Genomic DNA, 22,441 nt, shown 5'->3' with positions numbered 1-22,441 from the left:
TGAGGGTGAGGGTGCTGCGGGTGGGCGAGGCGGCCCTCCTGGTCGAACTCGCCGACGGCGCCGCCGCGGAGGCCTTCCACGCGGAGCTGCTGCGCCGCCGGGCGGCGGGCGCGCTGTCCGGCGTACGGGAGATCGTGCCGGCGGCGCGGACGGTGCTGCTCGACGGGGTGGCAGAGCCGGCGCGGCTCGCGGCCGAGCTGTCCGGCTGGGAGCTCCGGCCGGGGCACGCGCGCGCGGGCGAGGTCGTGGAGGTCCCGGTCCGGTACGACGGGCCGGATCTGCCGGAGGTGGCCGCCCGGTGGGGAGTGTCGCCGGCGGAGGCGGCACGGATCCACTCCGCGGCCGAGTTCCGGGTCGCGTTCTGCGGTTTCGCCCCCGGCTTCGGCTATCTGACCGGGCTCGGCGCGCGGTACGAGGTGCCGCGCCGGGCGACGCCGCGGACGGCGGTGCCCGCCGGGGCGGTGGCGCTGGCGGGGCCGTACACGGGTGTCTATCCGCGTTCCTCCCCGGGCGGCTGGCAGCTGATCGGGACGACGGACGTGGTCTTGTGGGACACCGACCGCGAGCCGGCGGCGCTGCTCTCTCCCGGCACACGCGTGCGGTTCGCCCCGATGTCCGGGACGGAGGCCGGCCGATGAACGACCGTGCCGTGGCCGTGGTCCGGGCGGGCGCCCTGACCACCGTGCAGGACCTGGGCCGGACCGGGTACGCGCACCTCGGCGTGGCGCGCTCCGGCGCCCTCGACCCGGCCGCCGCCCGGCTGGTGAACCGGCTGGTCGGCAACGAGGAGGGGGCCGCGGTCCTGGAGACCACCGTGGACGGCTGCGCGCTGCGGCCCCGGCGGGCGGTGACCGTGGCGGTGGGCGGCGCGCCCTGCCCGGTGCGGGCGGACGGCCGGCCGCTGCCCTGGGGCACTGCGGTACGGGTCCCGGCCGGCGCCCTCCTGGAGGTCGGCCCCGCAGTGCGCGGGCTGCGCTCGTACGTGGCGATCGGCGGCGGGATCGCCGTCGATCCGGTGCTCGGCAGCCGCTCCACCGACCTGCTGTCCGGTCTCGGCCCGGCGCCGCTGGCGGACGGGGCGGTGCTGGCACTGGGAGCGGCGGCCACGGCCGTACGGGAGCCGGTCGACGCTCCCCCCTGGCCCGGGCCGCCGGGGGAGCTCGTCCTGCGGGTCCGGCTCGGGCCGCGTGACGACTGGTTCACCAGTGGGGCGCTCCGTACCCTCACCACGCGCGCGTACCGGGTGGCGCCGGCGAGCAACCGGATCGGGCTACGGCTCGACGGGCCCGCCCTGGAGCGCACCCGGACCGGTGAACTGCCCAGCGAGGGCATGGTGCTCGGGGCGGTGCAGGTGCCGCCGGACGGACGGCCGGTGGTCTTCCTCGCGGACCATCCGACGACCGGCGGCTATCCGGTGGTGGCGGTGGTGCGGGAGGGGGACCTGGGGGCGGCGGCGCAGGCCGTGCCGGGGACGCCGGTCCGCTTCGTCACGGCTCCCTGACCTCGTCGGCGTCCTCGGACGGCGGGGTGCCGTAGCCTCCGCCGCCGGGGGTGCGCAGCACCAGGACGTCGCCGGGCCCGACCTCCGCGGTCGCGGTCCCGGCGAGGCGTTCGACGGTGCCGTCGGCGCGCTCGATCAGGTTCTCGCCGAGCGCGCCCGGCTCGCCGCCCGCCATCCCGTACGGGGGCACCCTCCGGTGTCCGGTGAGGAGGGCGACCGTCATCGGTTCCAGGAAGCGCAGCCGCCGCTCCACGCCGTCGCCGCCGTGCCAGCGGCCCCGGCCGCCGCTGCCCTCGCGGACGGCGAAGGCGTCGACGCGGACGGGGTGGCGCCATTCCAGGATCTCGGGGTCGGTGAGGCGGGAGTTGGTCATGTGGGTCTGGACGGCGTCGGCGCCGTCGAAGCCGTCGCCCGCGCCGGAGCCGCTGGCGACGGTCTCGTAGTACTGGATCCGGTCGTCGCCGAAGGTGAGGTTGTTCATGGTGCCCGAGCCCTCGGCCTGGACGCCGAGGGCCGCGTAGAGGGCGCCGGTGACGGCCTGGGAGGTCTCGACGTTCCCGGCGACGGTGGCGGCGGGCGGTTCGGGGGCGAGCATGGAGCCGGGCGGGACGCGGATCTCCAGGGGTTCCAGGCAGCCGCTGTTGAGGGGGATGTCCTCGTCGACGAGGGTGCGGAAGACGTACAGGACGGCGGCCATGACGACGGCGGTGGGGGCGTTGGCGTTGCCGGGGAGCTGGGGCGAGGTGCCGGTGAAGTCCAGGACGGCGGAGCGCCGTGCGCGGTCGACGCGGACGGCGACCTGGATGACGGCGCCGGAGTCGGTCTCGTACCGGCAGGTGCCGTCCTTCAGGCGGGCGACGAGCCGGCGGACCGACTCCTCGGCGTTGGCCCGTACGTGGCGCATGTACGCCTGGACGGCGTCGAGGCCGAACTCGGCGACGGCCTTGCGGAGTTCCTCGATGCCCTTCTCGTCGGCGGCGATCTGGGCGCGCAGGTCGGCGAGGTTGGTGTCGGGGTCGCGGGAGGGGTGGGGGGCGCCGGTGAGGAGGGCGCGGGTCTCGGTCTCGCGGAGCCTGCCGTCGCGGACGAGGAGCCAGTTGTCGAAGCGGACGCCCTCCTCGTCGATCGTGCGGCTGAAGGCGGGCATGGAGCCGGGGGTGATGCCGCCGATCTCGGCGTGATGGCCGCGTGAGGCGACGAGGAAGAGCAGCTCGTCCCCCTCGTCGTCGAAGACGGGGGTGACGACGGTGACGTCGGGCAGGTGGGTGCCGCCGTGGTAGGGGTCGTTGACGGCGTAGACGTCGCCGGGCCGCAGGTCGCCGGCGCGGCGGCGCAGGACCTCCTTGATGGACTCCCCCATGGAGCCGAGGTGGACGGGGATGTGGGGGGCGTTGGCGACGAGGTTGCCCTCGGCGTCGAAGAGGGCGCAGGAGAAGTCGAGCCGTTCCTTGATGTTGACGGAGTGGGCGGTGTTCTCCAGGCGGACGCCCATCTGCTCGGCGATGGACATGAAGAGGTTGTGGAAGACCTCCAGGAGCACCGGGTCCACGTCGGTGCCCGCGGCGGTGCGGGCGGGGCGCGGGACGGCGCGGTGCAGCAGGAGGTGGCCGGTGGGGGCGGCGGTGGCCCGCCAGCCGGGGTCGACGACGGTGGTGGCGTCGTCCTCGGCGAGGATCGCGGGCCCGTCGACGGTGTCGCCGGGGCGCAGGTCCTCGCGGCGGTGGAGCGGGGTGTCGGAGGCGGTGGCGCCGTCGTGGGTGCGGACGGTGGCGCGGGGGGCGAGGGGTCCGGTACGTGCTCCGGCGGCGACGTGGACGGGGCCGTGGGGGCCCGCGGTGCCGACGGCCTCGACGGTGACGGCCTCCACGACCAGCGGCTTGTCCATGGTGAAGCCGTAGCGGGTCCGGTGGACGGCGGTGAAGGCGGCGGCCATCTCCTTGGCGGGGCCGAGGTCGACGGGGAGGCTCGCGTCGGTGCCGGCGTAGCGGAGGAGCACGCGCGCGTGGGTGGTGATCGCGGTGTCGGGGAGGCCGTCGGCGCGGAGTTCGGCCCGGGTGCGATCGGCGAGTTCGCCGGCGACGGCGGTCACGCGCGCGTGGGTGCCGGGTTCGTCGAGCGGGGCCTCGACGGACCGTTCGCGCAGGGCGGTGGCGTCGGCGAGCCCGATGCCGTACGCGGAGAGGACGCCGGCGAGCGGCGGGACGAGGACGGTGTCGACGCCGAGGGCGTCGGCGACGGCGCAGGCGTGCTGGCCGCCGGCTCCGCCGAAGCAGGTGAGGGCGTAGCGGGTGATGTCGTGGCCGCGCTGGACGGAGATCTTCTTGACGGCGTTGGCCATGTCGAGGACCGCGATCCGCAGGAAGCCGGCCGCGACCTCCTCGGGGGTGCGGCCGCCGCCGATCTCCTCGGCGAGGACCGTGAACCGCTCGCGGACGACGTCGGCGTCGAGGGGTTCGTCGCCGTCCGGGCCGAAGACGGCCGGGAAGTGGTCCGGCTGGATCCGGCCGAGCATCACCTGGGCGTCGGTGACGGTGAGCGGGCCGCCGCGCCGGTAGCAGGCGGGGCCGGGGACGGCTCCGGCCGAGTCGGGTCCCACGCGGTAGCGGCGGCCGTCGTAGTGGAGGACGGAGCCGCCGCCGGCGGCGACGGTGTGGATGCTCATCATGGGTGCCCGCATCCTCACCCCGGCGACCTGTGAACCGAGTTCACGCTCGAAGGTTCCGGCGTAGTGCGACACGTCCGTGGACGTGCCGCCCATGTCGAAGCCGATGACGCGGTCGTGTCCGGCCTGGGCGGAGGTACGGGCCATGCCGACGACGCCGCCCGCCGGTCCGGAGAGGACGGCGTCCTTGCCGCGGAAGTGGGCGGCCTCCCGCAGTCCGCCGTTGGACTGCATGAACATCAGGCGGATCCCGGCGAGTTCGGCGGCGACCTCGTCGACGTAGCGGCGCAGCACCGGCGAGAGGTAGGCGTCGACGACGGTGGTGTCGCCGCGCGGGATCAGTTTGATCAGCGGGCTGACCTCGTGCGAGCAGCTGACCTGGGTGAAGCCGGCGGCCCTGGCCGCGGCCGCGACCCGCAGTTCGTGGTCCGGGTGGCGGTAGCCGTGCAGGAGGACGACGGCGGCGGAGCGGAGGCCGCCTTGGCGGGCGGCGGAGAGCGCGGCGGCGACGGCGTCCTCGTCGAGGGGGCGGACGACGGTGCCGTGGGCGTCCACCCGCTCGGGGACCTCGGCCACGCGCGCGTACACGGCCTCCGGCAGCACGATGTGCCGGTCGAAGAGGCGGGGCCGGTTCTGGTAGGCGATCCGCAGGGCGTCCCGGAAGCCCTCGGTGATCAGCAGCAGGGTGGGTTCGCCGCGCCGCTCCAGGAGGGCGTTGGTGGCGACCGTGGTGCCCATCTTGACGACGGCGACCCGGTCGGCGGGGACGGGCTCGCCGGGGGCGAGGCCCATGAGCAGCCGGATCCCGGCCACGGCGGCGTCCTGCCGGCGGGCCGGGTCGTGGGAGAGGACCTTGCGGGTCACCAGGCGCCCGTCGGGGCGCCGTCCCACGACGTCGGTGAAGGTGCCGCCCCGGTCGATCCAGAACTCCCAGCGCCCGCTCATTCCCCCATTGTCGCCGCGAGGGCCCCGGCGAGGGCGGCCTCCGCGCGTGTGTCGAGCAGGCCCGTGCCGCCGCCGTCGTCCCGGTGGAGCAGCTCCTCCGCGGCGAGCAGCAGCAGCTGGGGCAGCAGGTCACGGCTGCGGCGCAGCACCCAGCCGGTGCCGGCGGTGGCGAGCCACCACACGGTCCCGGCGCGGGTGGGCGGCGGCTCGGACGCCTCCGGGGAGGGCGCGGGGCCCCGGGCGAGTCCCCGCGCGGCGAGCAGCCGGTGGAAGGCCCCGGCGACGGCGCGGTGGCCGCGCTCGCCGGGGTGCAGCCGGTCGGCGCTCCACAGCCGCCGGTCGTCGGTCCAGGCCGGGTCGGCGAGGTGGAGGTGGACGGCGCCGTGGCGGTCGGACAGCGCGTGCACCACCGCGTTCACCGACCGGCGGCGGCGGGCGAGCGGCCGGGCCAGCGGCGCCGGGAGGCCGAGCATCCGGCCGGGGTCGGGCAGACAGGCCGTCAGGAGTACGGCTCCGGCCGCGTCGAGCGTGCCGAGGACCCGGTCCAGGCGGCGGGCGAACAGGCCGATGTCGAAGGTGTGCCGGAGGGTGTCGTTGACGCCCACGACGACCGAGGCGAGGTGCGGCCGGAGGGCGACCGCGCGCGGCGCCTGGTCCTCGGCGACATCCGCGCTGAGCGCGCCGCTGACGGCGAGGTTGGTGAACTCCAGGCGCTGCCCCGGCCCGGCGAGCCCGTCGGCGAGCAGCGCGGCCCATCCGCGCCACGCCCCGGCGGCCCGGTCCCCGACGCCCTCGCTGAACGAGTCCCCGAGCGCGACGAACCGCAGGGGCTCGGTCTCCGCCGGGACCCGGATCCCCTGAACAGGCCGCACCCCGGCACGCCCGCGTGCCGGGCTCATCCGCCGACCTCCTGGCGCAGGGGTGCCGGGGCCGGGGAGACCGCCGCCGTGGCCGCCTCGTGGGCCCGGAGGAAGGCCGCCACCGAGCGGTCCCAGGAGAAGCGTTCCGCACGCGCGCGTGCCGCGGCCCGGCGGGCGGCCTCCGGCAGGGCGAGCAGTCCCCGGGCGGCGTCCGCGAAGGCGGCCGGGGTGTCGGCGGCCGCGGCGCCGGCCGTGCCGACGACCTCCGGGAGGGCGGAGGAGGCGCTGACGACGGCGGGGGTCCCGCAGGCCAGCGCCTCCAGGGCGGAGAGTCCGAAGGTCTCGGCGGGGCCGGGGGCCAGGCAGAGGTCGGCGGCGGCCTGGAGGTCGGCGAGTTCCTCCCGGTCGGCGACGTGGCCGAGGAACCGCGCGGGGAGGCGCCGCTCCCGGGCCCGGCGCTCCAGACCGGCGCGCAGCGGCCCGTCGCCCGCGACGACCAGCCGGGCCGGGACGCCCGCGTCGAGCAGCCCGGCGAGCGCGTCGAGCGCCGTGCCGGGACGTTTCTCCACGGAGAGCCGGGAGCAGAGCACCAGCAGGACCCCGGCCCCTTCCGCGTACCGGGCCCGTACGGCGGGGTCGCGCCGGCCGGGCCTGCAGCGTTCCAGGTCGACGCCGAGCGGAGCGCGTACGACATTGCGGGCGCCGACGCGGGCGAACTCGTCCTCCGCCCAGGCGGTGGTGCACACGATCCGGCCGTAGGCCCAGGCGCTGCGGCGGTTGAGCCGGTCGGCCGCGCAGGCGGCGAGGGCGGCGGGGACGCCCCAGGTGCGCAGGACGCCGTCGGCGGTCTCGTGGGAGACCATCACGGAGGGGACGCGGGCGCGGCGGGCCCACTCCCCCGTCCAGCGCAGGGTGGTGCGGTCGGAGACCTCGATCCGGTCGGGGGCGAGCGCGTCGAGGAGGGCGGCGAGCCGGCGCCGGTCGGCGAGGACGCGGTAGCCGCCGGTGCCGGGGAGTTCGGGTCCCGGCAGGGTGATCACCCGGCCCTGTTCGGCCGGTTGGTCCGAGGCCGTGGCGCCGGGGACGATCAGGACGGGTTCGTGGCCTGCGGCGCGGTAGCCGCGCCCGAGCCGGTCGAGCGCGGTGCGCAGCCCGCCGGAGGTGGGGGTGACGAAGTTCGCGAGCCGGACGATGCGCAGCCCTTCACGGCCGTGCGAGGCCCTGCGCGCCGGTCCGTGCGGGGCGCCGTACGCCGGTCCGTACGCGCGCGCCCGCGCGGGGTCGGTGGTTCCGCGGCTCCGCCCGTTCACGCCGCCACCGCCGTCCGCTCGCGCAGGACCTCCCGGTAGTGGCCGATCAGTTGGTCGCCGACGGCCTCCCAGGTGCGTCCGGCGACCTCGCTCCGGCCCGCTCTGCCGTAGGCGGCGCGCAGGGCGGGGGCGGCGGCGAGGGCGGTGACGGCCTCGCGGAGGGCGATCGGGTCCTCCGGGGGGACGAGGAGGCCGGTGCGCCGGTGGGCGACGAGGTCGAGCGGGCCCCCGGCGGCCGGGGCGATCACCGGCAGGCCGCTCGCCATCGCCTCCTGGACGGTCTGGCAGAAGGTCTCGTACGGACCGGTGTGGGCGAAGACGTCGAGCGAGGCGAAGACCCGGGCGAGGTCGTCGCCGGTGCGGCGGCCGAGGAAACGGGCGTGCGGGAGGCGTTCGCGGAGGGCCGGGCCGCTGGGGCCGTCGCCGACGACCACGAGCCGGACCCCGGGGAGCCCGTCCGTGGCGGCGAGGAGCTCCACGCGCTTCTCGGGGGCGAGGCGGCCGACGTAGCCGACGAGGAGTTCGCCGCCGGGGGCGAGGGCACGGCGCAGGGCGGGGTCCCGGTGGCCGGGGTGGAAGCGGGTGGTGTCGACGCCGCGGCCCCAGAGGCGTATCCGCTCGATGCCGTGGGCCTCCAGGTCGCGCCGGGCGGCGGTGGAGGGGGCGAGGGTGCGGTCGGCGGCGCCGTGGACGGCGCGGAGCCGGCGCCAGGCGGTGCCCTCGCCCGCGCCGACGTAGGTGCGGGCGTAGCCGGCGAGGTCGGTCTGGTAGACGGCGACGGCGGGCACCCGGAGCCGGGTGGCCGCGGCCATCGCCCGGGCGCCGAGGACGAAGGGTCCTGCCAGGTGGACGAGGTCGGCGCGGTGGGCGGCGATGGCCGCGGCCACCCGGCGGCTGGGGAGGGCGACCCGTACCTGGGCGTAGCCGGGCAGGGGCAGCGAGGGGACGCGGACCACGGGGCACGGCGCGTCGGCGTCGGCGTCGGGGTCGGGGACGGCCGGGGCGATCACGAGGGGCCGATGGCCCCGGCGGACGAGGTGGCGCGCGGTCTGCAGGGCGCAGTGCGCCACACCGTTGACGTCAGGGGGGAAGGATTCGGTGACGATGACGACACGCATACGGGTGTTCTCGTCGCGCTCGACGTGTCCCCGCCGACGTGGATCTGGACGCGGGGGGAACGTCCCGTGAGCTTTTACCGCGCGGCGGCCTCGGAGCCGTACGCCCGAAGCCTCACGGGGCCGCCCGGTCCCGGGGCGGGGCCACGATCGGCGGGGGTGCCGCCGCAGGCCGCGCCGCCCCGGGCGGAGGCGGTGGCGGGTGCCGGGGTCAGACCTGGAGGTCGGGCCCGATGCGGTTGCGGACCGCGGTCTGGACCTCGACCTCCTCGGCCGGGTCGGCGGCGAGGCGGCGCAATCGCTCGGCCACGCGGACGTCGGCCGTCTCGGCGTGCTGGGCCGCGATCTCCCGGGTGGTCTCCTCGCAGTCCCAGAGGCACTCGACGGCGAAGCCGCTGGCGAAGGAGGGGTCGGTGGCCGCGAGGGCGCGGGCCGTGCGGCCGCGCAGCTGGGAGGAGGCCGTCTCCCGGTAGACGTGGCGCAGCACGGGGGCCGCGCAGGCGATGCCGAGGCGGCCCGCCCCGTCGACGAGGGCGCCGAGGGCGGGCGCGTCGGGCCCGGCGGTGCGGATGGCGGTGCGCAGGGCGCCGAGGACGAGCCCGGCGTCCCGGTCCTCGCCGCGCGCGGCGAGGAGTTCGCCGGCGGCGGCGCCGAGGGGGTCGGCGCGGTGGATCCAGGCGCGGGCGCGGGCGACCGCGTCCTCGCCGCACATGCGGAGGTAGGCGGTGACGGCGGCCCGGGCGACGGCCAGGGCGTCGCGGTCGACGGCCCCGGGGACGTCGCCGTACGGATCACCGGGCGCGGCCGCGGCGGCGGCCGCGTTGTCGAGGGGATGGACGGCGTCGGCGGCGGCCTCGACGAGGTCGAGGACGGCGGGGTCGCGGGTGGCGGCCAGGTGGTGCAGGACGGCGGCACGCGCGCCGGGGGCGCCCGAGCGGCCGGCGGCCAGCAGCTCGGGGCGGTCCTCAGGACCGGCCACCGCGGCCAGACAGCGGGCGGCGGGTCCGGAGAGGTCGGCGCCGCGCTCGTACCCCTCCTGGGCCCAGTCGAGGACGGCGCGCACGCTCCAGCCGGGGCGGGGCCCGGTGGGGCGCAGCTGCCGCTGCCAGCGGTCGAAGGAGCCGTGCTCCTGGGCGGCCCGGACGCGGGCGCCGACGGTCTCGCGCCGGTCCTCGGCCCACAGCCGCCAGGGCCGGGGCTCGAAGGAGTCGCGGACGGCGGCGGCGAGCGCGGCGTCGCCGGACGGGTCCCGGGGGAAGCGGGCGAGGACGGGCTCGGCGAGGGAGCGCAGCCCGGCGTCGTCGTCGCGGAGCGCGAGCTCGTCGAGGGCCCAGGCCCAGTTGGCCCCGGTGGCCGCGTAGCGCCGGAGCAGGAGCAGGGCGTCGTGGCGGCCGTAGGAGGCCAGGTGGCCGAGGACGGCGAGGGCGAGCCCGGTGCGGTGCTCCTCGGTGTCGAGGTGGTCCTCGGGCGCGAAGAGGTGCGCCTCGACGGCCTCCAGGCCTCCGTGGAGGTCGAGGTAGAGCCGGGCGTAGTACAGGGAGCGGTTCTCGACCCGCCAGTCGTGGCGGGGGTCGGCGAGCACGCAGCGGTCGAGGGCCGCGAGGGCCTCGGCGCGTGGTGCGGCGAGGGCGTGCAGGGTGCCGTCGCCGCGGCCGCGCTGCAGCAGGCCGAGCAGGGTGCCGCTCGGCGCTATGGCTGGTTCGAACATGGGAAGACGCCTCACATCAAGCTGTCGACACGACGGGGTGGACCGGGTTGGACCGGGTCGGGCGCTGGGCCCGTCCGCGCGGTGCCCGCCCTAGTAGGCCGCGGGACAACATGCCGGGCCGTCCGTCGTACGTCGCTTGTGCGTGCTGCTCATCTTCCTCTGCCTCTCGTCCGTGGCCCGGTCGGACGGCCGGGCTTGTCGTCATGATGACCGACCGTTTCCACCGCCGCGACCACATTTACGGCACCGTTCCCACCTGGGGTTCAGCCCTCGTTCACCGGCTGGAGAAGAGTTCCAGGAGTTCGGTCTTCCCGAACATGCGGGCGGTGTCCACGGCGGACGGAGTGCCGGACTCCGGATTCGCGCCGCCGGCCAGGAGGGCGCGGATCACGGCCTCCTCGCCCTTGAAGACGGCGCCGGCGAGCGGGGTCTGGCCGCGGTCGTTGGCGCGGTCGGCGTCGGCGCCGCGCTCCAGGAGGGCGGTGACCGCGGCGGCGTGGCCGTGGTAGGCGGCGAGCATGACGAGCGAGTCGCCCTTGTCGTTGGTGAGGTTCGCGGGGACGCCCGCGTCGACGTAGGCGGCGAGGGCCTCGGCGTCGCCGGTGCGCGCCAGGTCGAAGACCTTCGACGCCAGTTCGACGACCTCGGGGTCCGGGGTCTCGCTCATCTTCGCTTCCGCCTTCCGTGTTCCATCGTTCCGTCCGTGCTGCCGCGCGTGGGCCGCCGGGTACCGCCTGCCCTTGACCTGCGCACGGCAAGCGCGGCCGTACGAGTGAATCGACAGGGTACTGCCCGGACGGCGACATGACCGCGTCCGGCCGAGGCAAGGATCACCGCGTCCACCGCCCGTGGCCGGAACCCCTCGACGCCCCCTTACCCCACTTCCGCCGTTTCGCCACCCGGGACGGGGGTCACCGTCGGCCGGTCAAGTGAAAACGCCCGCCATTCACCTGAATGCACCTTTAGTCACATAGATACTTGCCGTGAACCTGGAAGGACTCATCGTGACTGTCCCCTCAACCAGGAGAACACCCCATGATCCTGTCCATCTCAGGCGTCGTCCTGCTCGGCATCATCTGCTTCCTGTTCTTCAAGAAGGACGGCCTCAAGGCCTCGCACGCCTTCGTCTGCGCGCTCTTCGGCTTCTACCTGGCGGGCACCGCCATCGCACCGAGCATCACCGCGGGCGGCCAGAGCCTGGCCGGCCTGCTGGGCGGAATCAAGTTCTGACGCCTCTCACCCCCTTCCACCCCTCCAGGAGTACGACGTGGCCCGGCGACCACTCCCCCGCATTCTGAGCAGCGGCGGCGCGCAGCTCGCGCGCAGCCGAGAGATCGCGCGGTCGGCCGCCGACAGCGCCACCGACGTGCTCCACCCGCTGATCACGGTCTCCCGTGGTCTGCGGAAGCTGGCCGCGACCGCGCGCGCCAAGTGGGCCGCGACCCCCAAGGAGCGGCGGGGTCCCATGCTGTTCCTGGTCGCGGCCTGCCTCCTGGCCGTCGCCCTCGTGCCGTACGGGCCGCTGCTCGCGCTCGTCGCGCTCATGGGCGCCGCCGCGTGGAAGGGGCGTGAGAAACCGGTCGTCAGGACCGGTCCCGACGAGGCGGAGACGGCCCGCCTGAAGGGGCTGTACGAGGCCCTGGTGCCGTACTTCTCCGTCCCCGAGGACCCCGACCCGCTCTTCGCCCACGGCGGCGACTGGAGCCGGGCCTTCGGCGACCACGCCTTCGACGAGGACGGCCGCCTGACCCGGCTGCGGATCTCCTACCCGCCGTACTTCACGGACGGCGAGGCGGCCTCCCGCGCCCGGATCGAGCAGCTGCTCCACGCCAAGTCGGGGCGCGGCCGCGAGTACCTCTTCGACTGGGACGAGGAGGGCAACCGGCTCGTCATGCACGTGCTGCCCGCCCTCCCGACCACCATCGCCGCCCAGCGGTTCGTCACCGCCCCGGGCGAGACCGTGCTCGGCTTCACCGACGCCGACGCCGTGCAGCGGACGGTGCCGGTCGTCGCGGCGGACGGCTCCGAGGACGCGCCGGCCGTCGTCTGGCGCACCGGCCCCCGCTCCACCGAGCCGCACCTGCTCACCGTCGGCCAGCCCGGCAGCGGCACCACCTCGCTGCTGCGTTCCCTCGCGCTCCAGGCCCTCACCCACGGGGACGTGCTGATCGTGGAGGGCACCGGGACCGGCGAGTACGCCTGCCTGGTCGGCCGCGACGGCGTCCTCGGCGTCGAGAGCGAGCTGTCCGGAGCCCTGGAGAGCCTGGAATGGGCCGCCCACGAGACCGAGCGGCGGCTGATCTCCGCCAACCGCGCCCGGCAGGCCGGCCGCCCGACCCCCGCGGACACCCGCCGCCCGCTGTGGATCCTCCTCGACCGCCCCGGCATCCTCGGCCACCTGGCCGCCTCCCAGGGCCGCCCCGACCCCCAGGAACTGCTCCAGGTGCCGCTGCGGCACGGCAGGGCGGCCCAGGTGACGGTGGTGGTGGCCGAGCAGTTCGACACGGTCGACGCGCTCCACGAGGGGGTACGCGCGCACACCCGCGCCCGCGTGGTCCTCGGGCCCGCCTCCTCCGACCAGATCGCGGCGGTGCTGGGTACTACGCCGCACACCACCCCGACCCCGCAGGTCCCGCCGGGCCGCGGCTACGCCCGCCTCGGCACGGGTCCGGTCCTCCGGCTCCAGGTGCCGGCCACCCCCGACCCGTACGACGAGGCCGCGGGCGACGCCGACCGGCAGGCCGTCCTCGACCTGCTGCCGGAGCGGCGGACGGCGGCGACGGTGGCCCTGGAGAAGGTCCCGGAGGCGGCGGCCGAACCGACCACAGGACCCGTCCCCCGCCACGCGCCGGTCCCTGCGGAGGGCTGACCCGCGCGGGGACGTCCACGCGCGCGTGGCCCCGGTCGAGAACCTCGCCGGGCCCACGCGCGCGTGGCTCTCCGCTCCGCCGGTCGTTCTCGAGCGGCGAACGCCCCCGGTCGTCCTCAGGCGACGAACGCCCGCGACGGCTCCGATCCCCCGCCGAGGCCGGACTCCACCAGGCGGGCCGCGGCGGCGAGCCGGGCCGCGGCCTCCTCGGCGACCGGGCCGCTGACGGTGAACGGCAGCCGGACGTACCCCTCGAAGGCGCCGTCGACGCCGAAGCGGGGGCCGGAGGGGACCCGTACACCCACCCGCTCGCCCGCCTCGGCCAGCCGCGAGCCGGAGAGCCCGCCGGTGCGCACCCAGAGCGTCAGGCCGCCCTTCGGCACCTCGAACTCCCACCCCGGCAGCTCCTTGCGGACCGCGGCGACGAGCGCGTCCCGGTTCTCGCGGGCCTGCGCCCGGCGCAGCCCGACCGCCTCCGCCCAGCCGCCGGTGCGCATCAGCCAGTTGACGCCGAGCTGCTCCAGGACGGGCGTGCCCAGGTCGGCGTAGGCGCGGGCGGCGACGAGGGAGCGGATGACGTCGGGCGCGGCGCGGACCCAGCCGATCCGCATCCCGGCCCAGAACGCCTTGCTGGCCGAGCCGACGGTGAGGACCGTGGAGCCGGCCGGGTCGAAGGCGCAGACCGGCCGGGGCATCTCCACGTCGTCGTCGAGGTGGAGCTCGGTCATGGTCTCGTCGACGACGAGGACCGTGCCGGCCGCGCGGGCCGCCTCCACGAGCCGCCGCCGCTGGTCCTCGTCGGCGAGGGCGCCGGTCGGGTTGTGGAAGTCGGCGACGACGTACGCGAGGCGGGGCGCGGCGTCGCGCAGCACCTGGCGCCAGCGGCCGAGGTCCCAGCTGCCGAGCCCCTCGGACATGGCGACGGGGACCAGCCGGGCGCCGGCCTCCCGCATGAGCTGGAGGATGTTGGCGTACGAGGGGGACTCGACGGCGATCCGCTCGCCGCGCCCGGCGAAGAGGTGGCAGATGGCGTCGATGGCGCCCATGGCGCCGGTGGTGACCATGATCTGCTCGGGCATGGTCGGGATGCCGCGGGCGGTGTAGCGCTCGGCGAGCATGGCGCGCAGCGCGGGCAGGCCCGCCGGGTAGTCGCCGTGGGTGTGCGCGTACGGCGGCAGTTCCTCCAGGGCGCCCTGGATACTGCGGGTCAGCCAGGGTTCGGGGGCCGGGAGGGCGGCGCAGCCGAGGTCGATGAGGGAACCGAGGGTCTCCGGCGGCAGCGGTTCGAGGCCGCGCGCGGGCAGCGGGTTCCCGGCGGGGACGGCGGTCCAGCTGCCGGCGCCGCGCCGGGACTCCAGGAAGCCCTCGGTGCGCAGCGCCTCGTAGGCGGCGGCCACGGTGGTGCGGCTGACGGTGAGGGCGAGGGCGAGTTCACGCTCGGCGGGAAGCCGGGCGGCGACCGGCACCCGGCCCTCGAGCACGAGCAGGCGGATGCCGTCGGCGAGGGCCCGGTAGGCGGGTGGCTTCCGCGTGCCGGGGCCCGCCGGGCGGGGCTGCTGCGCCTGGAGTTGCCGGGCGAGCTGAGCGGCCCCGACGGCCGAGGTCCACTGAGCCATGGAAATCAGTCCACCTTCCTCGAATTGGCCATGGTTGGCATCTGTCCTCCCGCCACAGAGTGTCATGGGTCGGTCCACCTTCACCACACGGGGGCCGCGATCCACCGTCATCACCACTCACAAGGGGGCACCGTCCATGTCCATCGCCTCCGGCCCGCGCGGCCGGCACCTCGCCCGGCGGCTCGTCCAGCTCTACGCCGGTCTCGTCCTCTACGGCGTGAGCTCGGCGATGCTCGTCCGCAGCGGCCTCGGCCTGGAGCCGTGGAACGTGCTGCACGAGGGCCTGTCGGAGGTCACCGGGCTCTCCATGGGCGTCGTCCTGACGATCGTCGGCGCCCTCGTCCTGCTCCTGTGGGTCCCGCTGCGGCAGCGGCCGGGCCTGGGCACGGTCTCGAACGTCCTCGTGATCGGCGCGGCGATGGACGGCGGCCTGGCCCTGCTGCCCGAGGGGCACGGGCTGCCCGCGCGCATCGCCCTGCTGGTGCTCGGGATCACGCTGAACGGAGTGGCGACCGGTCTGTACATCGCGGCCCGCTTCGGTCCGGGGCCGCGCGACGGCCTCATGACCGGTCTGCACCGCCTCACCGGGCGCTCGATCCGGCTGATCCGCACCCTGATCGAGGTCACGGTGGTCGCCACCGGCTTCCTGCTGGGCGGCTCGGTCGGCGTCGGCACGGTCCTCTACGCGCTGTCGATCGGCCCGCTCGCCCAGTTCTTCCTGCGCCTCTTCGCCGTACCGGGGCCGGCGGCCCTCCCCGAGCCGGCGACCGCCCAGGAGCAGGGCACCCCTGCCGTCGACGCCATCGTCGCCCCGACGTCACCGGAAGGCGCCATACTGCGCCCGTGACTCGCGTACGCCATCCCTACCTCGACCACCCCGTCCCGCTGCCCTTCGCCCACCGGGGCGGCACGGCGGACGGCCTGGAGAACACCGCGGCCGCCTTCCGCCGGGCCGCCGCGGCGGGCTACCGCTACTTCGAGACCGATGTGCACACCACCGCCGACGGGGTGCTCGTCGCCTTCCACGACGCCACCCTGGACCGGGTGACGGACGCGTCGGGCCGGATCCGGGACCTGCCGTGGGCGGCGGTGCGGGAGGCCCGGGTGGCCGGCAAGGAGCCGCTGCCGCTCTTCGAGGACCTGCTCCAGGAGTTCCCCGAGGCCCGCTGGAACGTGGACCTGAAGACCGAGTCGGCGCTCGCCCCGCTGGTGGACCTGATCTCCCGGACCGAGGCCTGGGACCGGGTCCTGGTCAGCTCCTTCACCGAGGCCCGGGTGGCGCGGGCCCAACGGCTCGCCGGCCCCCGCCTCGCCACCTCGTACGGCGTGACCGGCGTCGCCGCCCTCCGGATGCGCTCCCTGGGGGTCCCGGCCCCGCTGCGGGCGGGCGCGGTGGCGGCGCAGGTCCCGGAGAGCCAGGGCGGGATCCGCGTGGTGGACCGCCGGTTCGTCCGGGCGGCGCACGCGCGCGGGCTCCAGGTGCACGTGTGGACCGTGAACGATCCGGAGCGCATGGACTCTCTCCTCGACCTGGGGGTGGATGGCATCATGACCGATCATCTGGAGACGCTGCGCGAGGTCCTCGCCGCCCGCGGGGCATGGGTCTGAGGCCGAGCGGGCGTCCCCGCGTCGGGGACGAACGAGGGGGCGTGCGGCCGTGACCGCCGAGACGACCGGTCCTGAAGGGCCCATCACCGATCCGGCCGCGCGCAGACGGGAGCAGCGCGGCTGGTACTTCTACGACTTCGCCTGCTCGGTCTACTCGACCAGCGTCGTGACCGTGTTCCTGGGGCCGTACCTCACCTCGGTGGCCGAGAACGCGGCGGGCGGCGAGGACGGACTCGTGTACCCGCTCGGCATCCCCGTGGCGCCGGGCTCGCTCTTCCCGTACGCGGTCTCCGTCTCGCTCGTGGTGGCCATTGTCGCGATGCCCCTGGTGAGCGCGGCGGCGGACCGCCGGGGCCGGAAGAAGCCGCTGCTCGCGGCGGCGGCGTACATCGGGGCGGGCGCGACCACCGGGATGTTCTTCCTGGAGGGCACGCGGTACCTGCTCGGCGCGTTCCTGCTGATCGTGGCGAACGCGGCCTTCGCGGTCGCGATGATGCTCTACAACGCCTATCTGCCGCAGATCGCGGGCCCTGAGGAGCGGGACGAGGTCTCCTCGCGCGGCTGGGCCTTCGGCTACACCTCGGGCGCACTGGTCCTGGTGCTCAACCTGGTCCTGTACTCGGCCCACGACTCCTTCGGCCTGGAGGAGGGCGAGGCGGTGCGGATCTGCCTGGCCTCGGCGGGCCTGTGGTGGGGGGCTTTCGCGCTGATCCCGCTGCGCCGGCTGCGCGACCGGCGGCTGCCGCCCGCGGCCGCCGGGGCGGACGGCGCGGCGGGCTCGGGAACCGTCGGGGCGGGCTGGCGGCAGCTGCGGTCGACCCTGAAGGACATGCGCCGGCACCCTCTGACGCTGGCCTTCCTCCTCGCGTACCTCGTCTACAACGACGGGGTGCAGACGGTGATCTCCCAGGCCGCGATCTTCGGCGAGAAGGAGCTGGGCCTGGAGAAGACGACGCTCATCACGGCGGTGCTGCTTGTGCAGGTGCTCGCGGTGGCCGGGGCGCTCCTGATGGCCCGGTTCGCCCGGACGCACGGCGCCAAGCGGACGATCCTGGGCGCACTCCTCGTGTGGACGGTCATCCTCCTGGCCGGGTATCTGCTGCCGGCCGGGGCGCCGGTCCTCTTCTTCTGTCTGGCGGCGGCCATCGGGCTCGTGATGGGCGGCACCCAGGCGCTGTCCCGTTCGCTGTTCTCGCACCTGGTGCCGGAGGGCAAGGAGGCGGAGTACTTCTCGGCGTACGAGCTGAGCGACCGCGGGCTGAGCTGGCTGGGGCCGCTGATGTTCGGGCTCGTGTACCAGCTGACGGACAGCTACCGAGCTGCCATCATCTCTCTGCTGGTCTTCTTCGTGGCCGGTTTCGCCCTGCTCGCGCGGGTGCCCGTGCGGGACGCCGTACGGGCGGCGGGCAACGTCGTGCCGGAGCGGATTTAGACGCGGGAGTGAAAGGCCGGTAGTGTACGCGTTTGGCCTGCCAGGCGGACCGTTACTGCGTGCTGCTTTGGTGAAAACGTCGAGTCATATTCTGCCGTCAGATGTGACAAAACGGGCACTGGTGGGTACAACAAGGGGCGGCACGACGGGCGACGCATGACCCGGAACGGGAATCTTTCTCGCCGACCGGACGTTGACCGGATGACGACGACAGCGACACCTGTCCTGTGGGCGACAAGCCCGGGAGGCACGATTCATGAGTGAGCGAGCTCTTCGCGGCACGCGCCTCGTGGTGACCAGCTACGAGACCGACCGCGGCATCGATCTGGCCCCGCGCCAGGCCGTGGAGTACGCATGCGAGAAGGGCCATCGTTTTGAGATGCCCTTCTCGGTGGAGGCGGAGATTCCGCCGGAGTGGGAATGCAAGGTCTGTGGAAGCCAGGCACTCCTGGTGGACGGGGACGGTCCCGAGGAGAAGAAGGGCAAGCCGGCGCGTACGCACTGGGACATGCTCATGGAGCGGCGTACCCGTGAGGAGCTGGAGGAGGTCCTCGCCGAGAGGCTGGCCGTCCTGCGCTCCGGCGCCATGAACATCGCGGTGCACCCGCGCGACAGCCGCAAGTCCGCCTGACGGACGGCTGACAGAGCAACGCCGAGGGGCCCGGTACACGATCCGTGTACCGGGCCCCTCGGCGTCCGCGCGGTTCCTCGCGGTACGCCGGTGGTCAGGGCGTCAGCGGCGGGCGCTGCCCGTCGGCGGGGCCGTACGGCCCCCGGGGCGCGTCGTCACGGATGACCTCGCCCGGGACCACCTTTCCGTCCGGGCGGTGGATACGGGCCTGCTGGAAGGCGTCCTGGAGGCTGCCGGGGGATGCGGCGGCCATCCGGCGCTCCACGGCCTTCTCCGCGGCGCGCCCGAGGGCCGTGCGGACCTGGGGCACGAGCAGCAGCAGTCCGGCGGCGTCGGAGATCAGGCCGGGGATCATCAGGAGCAGGCCGCCGAGCATCAGGAAGCCGTTGCGGTCCTCGGCGCCCTTCCGGTCGGCCGCACTCGGGGCCGTACCGCTCCGGGCCGCGTCCTGGGCCTGCTGGAAGGTGGAGGTGAGGTTGGCGAAGGCCCGCCGGCCGGCCCGCTTGACGACGGTGGCGCCGAGGACGGCGCCGCCGACGAGGAGCAGCAGCACGATCAGCCCGCTCGTCGCGTTCGCCACGACGGTGAGCAGCCAGATCTCCAGGACCAGCCAGGCGGCGAGGCCCAGCGGGAGGAAGGTGCGCGCACGGGAGCGCTGGGGTGCGTGAGGGGGCGGTGCGCCGGTCGTCATGCCGTCCAGTGTGCCTGGCGCGCCGCAGGAACGTCGTAAGGAAAAGATCAGGACGGAAGGTGGCGGGAAATGGCCCGGCCCGGACCACGCGGGGCGGTCCGGGCCGGTACGGGCCGGGGGTCAGCCGCGCTTGCGGCCGAGGAGCTTGGTGACCTTCTCGGCGCGGGCGGCGAGACCCCAGCCGGTGACGCGCCAGAGGGCCTCGACGAGGATGTCGCGGCTCATCTTGGAGTCGCCGACCTCGCGCTCGACGAAGGTGATGGGGACCTCGACGACGTGGAAGCCGGCGGCGACGGCCCGGCGGGCCAGGTCGACCTGGAAGCAGTAGCCGGCGGAGGCCACGTCGTCCAGGCCCAGGCCCTCCAGGGTCTCCTTGCGGAAGGCCCGGTAGCCGCCGGTGACGTCACGGATCGGGACGTCGAGCATCACGCGGGAGTAGAGGCTGCCGCCGCGGGAGATGAACTCACGGGACTTCGGCCAGTTCACGATCCGGCCGCCCGGCACCCAGCGGGAGCCGAGGACGAGGTCGGCGCCCTTGAGCGCGGTGAGCAGTCGGGGCAGCTCCTCGGGCTGGTGGGAGCCGTCGGCGTCCATCTCGACGAGAACGTCGAAGCCGTGCTCCATGCCCCAGCGGAAGCCGGCGAGGTAGGCGGCGCCCAGCCCCTCCTTGCCCTTGCGGTGCAGGACGTGGACGTGGTCGTCCTCCGCCGCGATCTCGTCGGCGAACTTGCCCGTGCCGTCGGGGCTGTTGTCGTCGGCGACGAGCACGTGCGCCTCCGGCACGGCCTCCCGCACGCGCGCGACGATCGGCCTGATGTTGTCCGCCTCGTTGTAGGTCGGAATGATCACCAAGGCCTTGCCGAGCGGGCCGTAACGCCTCACGCCACCGTCGTTCACTACTGCCCCTTCGGATACAGACACAGGCCCCCACCTTAGCGAGGTCTCCGGCGTGGTCCGGTCCTGCGGGGTGTGAGACGTGCGACGCGGCGGGGCGGAGGGGGCGGGTGGTGCGGTGCGGTGCGGTGCGGTGCGGGGCCCGACGTCCTTCGGTCCGACCCGGGACCCGCCGGCTGCGGATCGGCACGAGGCCGTTGTCTACTGAACGTCCGGGCCCCACCCGGGTCGCACCTTCCGCCGGCGGAACCTTCCTTCGCGGCCGAGGCGCGGGCGGCGGTCGGCACGGGCGAGGAGGCGTGATCCGGTCGGATGTCCTGTGGTGGACGCGGGAGAACCTACCCGCCCCTGGTGGTCGCCTGTCAACACCCGCTTGACCTGCGGAGTTCCCGAGAAGCCGCAGGCCGGACGGGGAGATGCGCAGGTCGGGCAGGAACCCGTGGCACGCACATCCGGGTGGCCGTCAACCGGACATCACTCGTTCGGACGTACGAACACCGTCTGTCCGTGCACCACGGTCCGCAGGCAGACAGGGAGGTCGGCCCCGGGGGACAGATCGGGCAGACCGGGCGTCCCGGAGCGCGGGTCGGTGGACCAGCGGGCCACCCGGTCGTCGGGCGCCTGGACGACCAGGTCGCCGGTCCGCCAGATCGCGTAGTCGGCGGGGGCGCCGGGGACCAGGGTGCCGGCGTCGTCCCGTCCGACCGCGCGCCAGCCGCCGCGCGTGTGGGCGGTGAAGGCGGCCCGGACCGAGACGCGGTGCTCGGGGGTGCGGTGGAAGGCGGCGGCGCGGACGGTCCCCCAGGGGTCCAGCGGGGTGACCGGGCTGTCGGAGCCGAAGGCCAGCGGCACGCCGGCGCGCAGCAGGGCCGCGTACGGGTTGAGGGTGCGGGCCCGTTCGGCGCCGAGCCGCTCGGCGTACATGCCCTCCTCGCCGCCCCAGAGCGCGTCGAAGGCGGGCTGGACGGAGGCGGTGAGGCCGAGCTCGGCGAAGGCGGCGATCGTCTCGGGGGTGAGCATCTCGGCGTGCTCGACGCGGTGCCGGGCGGCCCGGATCCGGGCGAGGCCGAGCTTCTCCGAGGCGGCCCGGACGCCGTCGACGACGGCGGTGACGGCGGCGTCGCCGATGGCGTGGAAGCCGGCCTGGAGGCCCGCCTCGGTGCAGGCGACGACATGGGCGGCGACGGTGGCGGCGTCCAGGTGGGCGGATCCGGTGTGGCCGGCGGAGTCCGCGTACGGCTCGTGGAGGCAGGCGGTGTGCGAGCCGAGGGAGCCGTCGGCGAAGAGGTCGCCGGCCGCACCGAGGGCGCCGAGCGCACGGGCCCGCTCGATGTCGAGGTCGGCCCAGTAGCCGACCACGCGGGGGCCGGGCTCGCTGCGGGCGAGGTCCATCAGGCCGGTGAAGTCGTCCTCGGAGGAGATCCGCGGCCCGCCGCACTCGTGGAGGGTGCCGATGCCGAGGGAGGCGGCGTGGGCGCGGGCGGCGCGCTGGGCCTCGGTGCGCTGGCGCGGGGAGACGGCGGCGAAGGCGGCGGCGCGGACCGCGTGGTGGGCGTCGCCGGTCAGCGGGGCGCGCCCGTCGTGGAAGCCGCCCAGGTCCCGTACGCCGGGGACGAGGTCGAGCAGCGCGGTGGTGACGACGGCCGAGTGGACGTCGATCCGGGTGAGGTAGAGCGGGCGGCCGCCGGTGAGGCCGTCCAGCTCCTCACGCGTGAGCGGACGCCGCTCGGGCCAGCGGGAGGCGTCCCAGCCGTGTCCGACGAGGATGCGGTCCTCGGGGCGGGCGGCGGCGTGGGCGCGGATCAGCTCCGCCGCCTCGGCGAGCGAGGCGGCGGAGGACAGGTCGAGGCCGGTGAGCGCGAAGCCGGTGGCCGTGGTGTGGACGTGGGCGTCCACGAAGGCCGGGGCGACGAGCGCGCCCTCCAGGTCGATCACCTCGTCCACGCCGGAGGCGAAGGCGTCGGCGGCGCCCTCCTCGCCCACCCAGGCGATGTGACCGCGCTCCACCACCATGGCGGTGGCGAAGGGGTCGGCGGGGCTGTGGACTTCTCCACCGCGCAGCAGCACGGTGCGGTGTTCGCCGGAGTTCAGGCTTTCGCTCATGCGACCAGGCTAAATGCGCGGCGGCCTGGCTTCGTACGGGGTGGACAGGACGACGGTGGTGCGGCTGGAGACGTGCGCCTGGGAGCGGATCCGGCTGAGCAGGTGCTCCAGCTCCAGGGGGGTGGCGACGCGGACCTTGAGGATGTAGTTCTCGTCGCCGGCGACGCTGTGACAGGCCTCGATCTCGGGGATGTCGGCGAGCCGGTCGGGGGTGTCGTCGGGGGCACTGGGGTCGAAGGGTTTGACCGAGATGAAGGCGGTGAGCGGGAGGCCCACCGCCTCGGGGTCGACGACGGCGGCATAGCCGCGGATGACACCGCGCTGCTCCAGGCGGCGGACGCGCTGATGCACGGCCGAGGTGGACAGGCCGGTGGCCTTGCCCAGGTCGGTGTAGCTCATGCGCCCGTCCTTGACGAGCAACTCGACGATCTGACGATCCAGCTCCTCCATGCGCCGACCCTATTGCGCCGAAGGGTCCCGGGCCCAGTGGGGAGCG

At 75.2% G+C, this 22,441-nt stretch carries 19 protein-coding genes; 8 read left to right on the top strand and 11 right to left on the bottom strand.

From position 1 onward, the window contains the following. The first annotated feature begins 5 nt into the window (after positions 1-5). Both QK442_RS26085 and QK442_RS26080 read left to right on the top strand, forming a co-directional pair. Complete coding sequence (locus QK442_RS26085) at positions 6-638, top strand: allophanate hydrolase subunit 1 (protein WP_282696532.1); 633 nt, start codon at positions 6-8, stop codon at positions 636-638. Then, positions 635-1,501, top strand: a complete 867-nt coding sequence (locus QK442_RS26080) for a biotin-dependent carboxyltransferase family protein (RefSeq protein ID WP_282696504.1) — start codon at positions 635-637, stop codon at positions 1,499-1,501. The genes QK442_RS26085 and QK442_RS26080 overlap by 4 nt, the downstream gene beginning before the upstream one ends. Here QK442_RS26080 and QK442_RS26075 read toward each other — a convergent pair. The 6 genes from QK442_RS26075 to QK442_RS26050 all read right to left on the bottom strand — a co-directional run bounded on the left by QK442_RS26075 (position 1,488) and on the right by QK442_RS26050 (position 10,768). Then, the gene (locus tag QK442_RS26075) at positions 1,488-5,108 is read right to left on the bottom strand and encodes a hydantoinase B/oxoprolinase family protein (protein WP_282696503.1); all 3,621 of its coding nucleotides are present in this window, start codon (positions 5,106-5,108) and stop codon (positions 1,488-1,490) included. The two genes, QK442_RS26080 and QK442_RS26075, sit on opposite strands and share 14 nt — an antisense overlap. Further along, entirely contained in the window at positions 5,105-6,007 is a 903-nt protein-coding gene (locus QK442_RS26070; RefSeq protein ID WP_282696502.1) for an SGNH/GDSL hydrolase family protein, read from the bottom strand. Before QK442_RS26070 ends, QK442_RS26075 begins: the two co-directional genes overlap by 4 nt. After that, the gene (locus QK442_RS26065) at positions 6,004-7,167 is read right to left on the bottom strand and encodes a glycosyltransferase (RefSeq protein WP_282696531.1); all 1,164 of its coding nucleotides are present in this window, start codon (positions 7,165-7,167) and stop codon (positions 6,004-6,006) included. The genes QK442_RS26070 and QK442_RS26065 overlap by 4 nt, the downstream gene beginning before the upstream one ends. A gap of 107 nt (positions 7,168-7,274) precedes the next feature. Continuing rightward, on the bottom strand, positions 7,275-8,396 hold the full coding sequence (locus QK442_RS26060) for a glycosyltransferase family 1 protein (RefSeq protein WP_282696501.1): 1,122 nt from the start codon (positions 8,394-8,396) through the stop codon (positions 7,275-7,277). A gap of 208 nt (positions 8,397-8,604) precedes the next feature. Next, the gene (locus QK442_RS26055) at positions 8,605-10,101 is read right to left on the bottom strand and encodes a HEAT repeat domain-containing protein (protein WP_282696500.1); all 1,497 of its coding nucleotides are present in this window, start codon (positions 10,099-10,101) and stop codon (positions 8,605-8,607) included. Between the two features lie 274 nt (positions 10,102-10,375). Then, on the bottom strand, positions 10,376-10,768 hold the full coding sequence (locus QK442_RS26050) for an ankyrin repeat domain-containing protein (protein WP_282696499.1): 393 nt from the start codon (positions 10,766-10,768) through the stop codon (positions 10,376-10,378). A 368-nt stretch (positions 10,769-11,136) separates the two neighbouring features. Here QK442_RS26050 and QK442_RS26045 point away from each other — a divergent pair, with 368 nt between their 5' ends. After that, positions 11,137-11,331, top strand: a complete 195-nt coding sequence (locus QK442_RS26045) for a hypothetical protein (protein ID WP_282696498.1) — start codon at positions 11,137-11,139, stop codon at positions 11,329-11,331. A gap of 37 nt (positions 11,332-11,368) precedes the next feature. Next, entirely contained in the window at positions 11,369-12,970 is a 1,602-nt protein-coding gene (locus QK442_RS26040) for a hypothetical protein (RefSeq protein WP_282696497.1), read from the top strand. 116 nt (positions 12,971-13,086) lie between these two features. On the opposite strand, the gene QK442_RS26035 is transcribed toward QK442_RS26040, so the two are convergent. Further along, positions 13,087-14,586 (bottom strand): PLP-dependent aminotransferase family protein, encoded by a 1,500-nt coding sequence (locus QK442_RS26035; RefSeq protein ID WP_282696496.1) that lies wholly within the window; start codon positions 14,584-14,586, stop codon positions 13,087-13,089. 136 nt (positions 14,587-14,722) lie between these two features. Between QK442_RS26035 and QK442_RS26030 the strand changes: the two genes are divergently transcribed. The 4 genes from QK442_RS26030 (at position 14,723) to QK442_RS26015 (ending at position 18,257) form a co-directional block, all read left to right on the top strand. Then, complete coding sequence (locus QK442_RS26030; RefSeq protein WP_282696495.1) at positions 14,723-15,433, top strand: hypothetical protein; 711 nt, start codon at positions 14,723-14,725, stop codon at positions 15,431-15,433. Continuing rightward, positions 15,430-16,194, top strand: coding sequence for a glycerophosphodiester phosphodiesterase (locus QK442_RS26025; protein WP_282696494.1), 765 nt, complete (start codon positions 15,430-15,432; stop codon positions 16,192-16,194). Before QK442_RS26030 ends, QK442_RS26025 begins: the two co-directional genes overlap by 4 nt. A gap of 49 nt (positions 16,195-16,243) precedes the next feature. After that, positions 16,244-17,626, top strand: a complete 1,383-nt coding sequence (locus QK442_RS26020; protein ID WP_282696493.1) for an MFS transporter — start codon at positions 16,244-16,246, stop codon at positions 17,624-17,626. A 256-nt stretch (positions 17,627-17,882) separates the two neighbouring features. Further along, the gene (locus QK442_RS26015) at positions 17,883-18,257 is read left to right on the top strand and encodes an RNA polymerase-binding protein RbpA (RefSeq protein WP_026278069.1); all 375 of its coding nucleotides are present in this window, start codon (positions 17,883-17,885) and stop codon (positions 18,255-18,257) included. 94 nt (positions 18,258-18,351) lie between these two features. On the opposite strand, the gene fxsA is transcribed toward QK442_RS26015, so the two are convergent. The 4 genes from fxsA to QK442_RS25995 all read right to left on the bottom strand — a co-directional run bounded on the left by fxsA (position 18,352) and on the right by QK442_RS25995 (position 22,395). Continuing rightward, on the bottom strand, positions 18,352-18,948 hold the full coding sequence (gene fxsA / locus QK442_RS26010; RefSeq protein ID WP_282696492.1) for an FxsA family membrane protein: 597 nt from the start codon (positions 18,946-18,948) through the stop codon (positions 18,352-18,354). A 120-nt stretch (positions 18,949-19,068) separates the two neighbouring features. Continuing rightward, on the bottom strand, positions 19,069-19,845 hold the full coding sequence (locus QK442_RS26005; protein ID WP_282696491.1) for a polyprenol monophosphomannose synthase: 777 nt from the start codon (positions 19,843-19,845) through the stop codon (positions 19,069-19,071). A 471-nt stretch (positions 19,846-20,316) separates the two neighbouring features. Next, positions 20,317-21,945 carry an amidohydrolase gene (locus QK442_RS26000; RefSeq protein WP_282696490.1) on the bottom strand — a complete coding sequence of 543 codons (1,629 nt, stop codon included), beginning with the start codon at positions 21,943-21,945 and terminating at the stop codon, positions 20,317-20,319. A 9-nt stretch (positions 21,946-21,954) separates the two neighbouring features. Beyond that, complete coding sequence (locus tag QK442_RS25995; protein ID WP_030493658.1) at positions 21,955-22,395, bottom strand: Lrp/AsnC family transcriptional regulator; 441 nt, start codon at positions 22,393-22,395, stop codon at positions 21,955-21,957. Positions 22,396-22,441 lie beyond the last annotated feature (46 nt).

The sequence above is a fragment of the Streptomyces sp. CC208A genome (assembly GCF_030010625.1).
In the GTDB taxonomy this organism is placed as follows: domain Bacteria; phylum Actinomycetota; class Actinomycetes; order Streptomycetales; family Streptomycetaceae; genus Streptomyces.
Note: the sequence above shows the minus strand (reverse complement) of the source record. Positions and strands in the feature narration are given on the sequence as shown.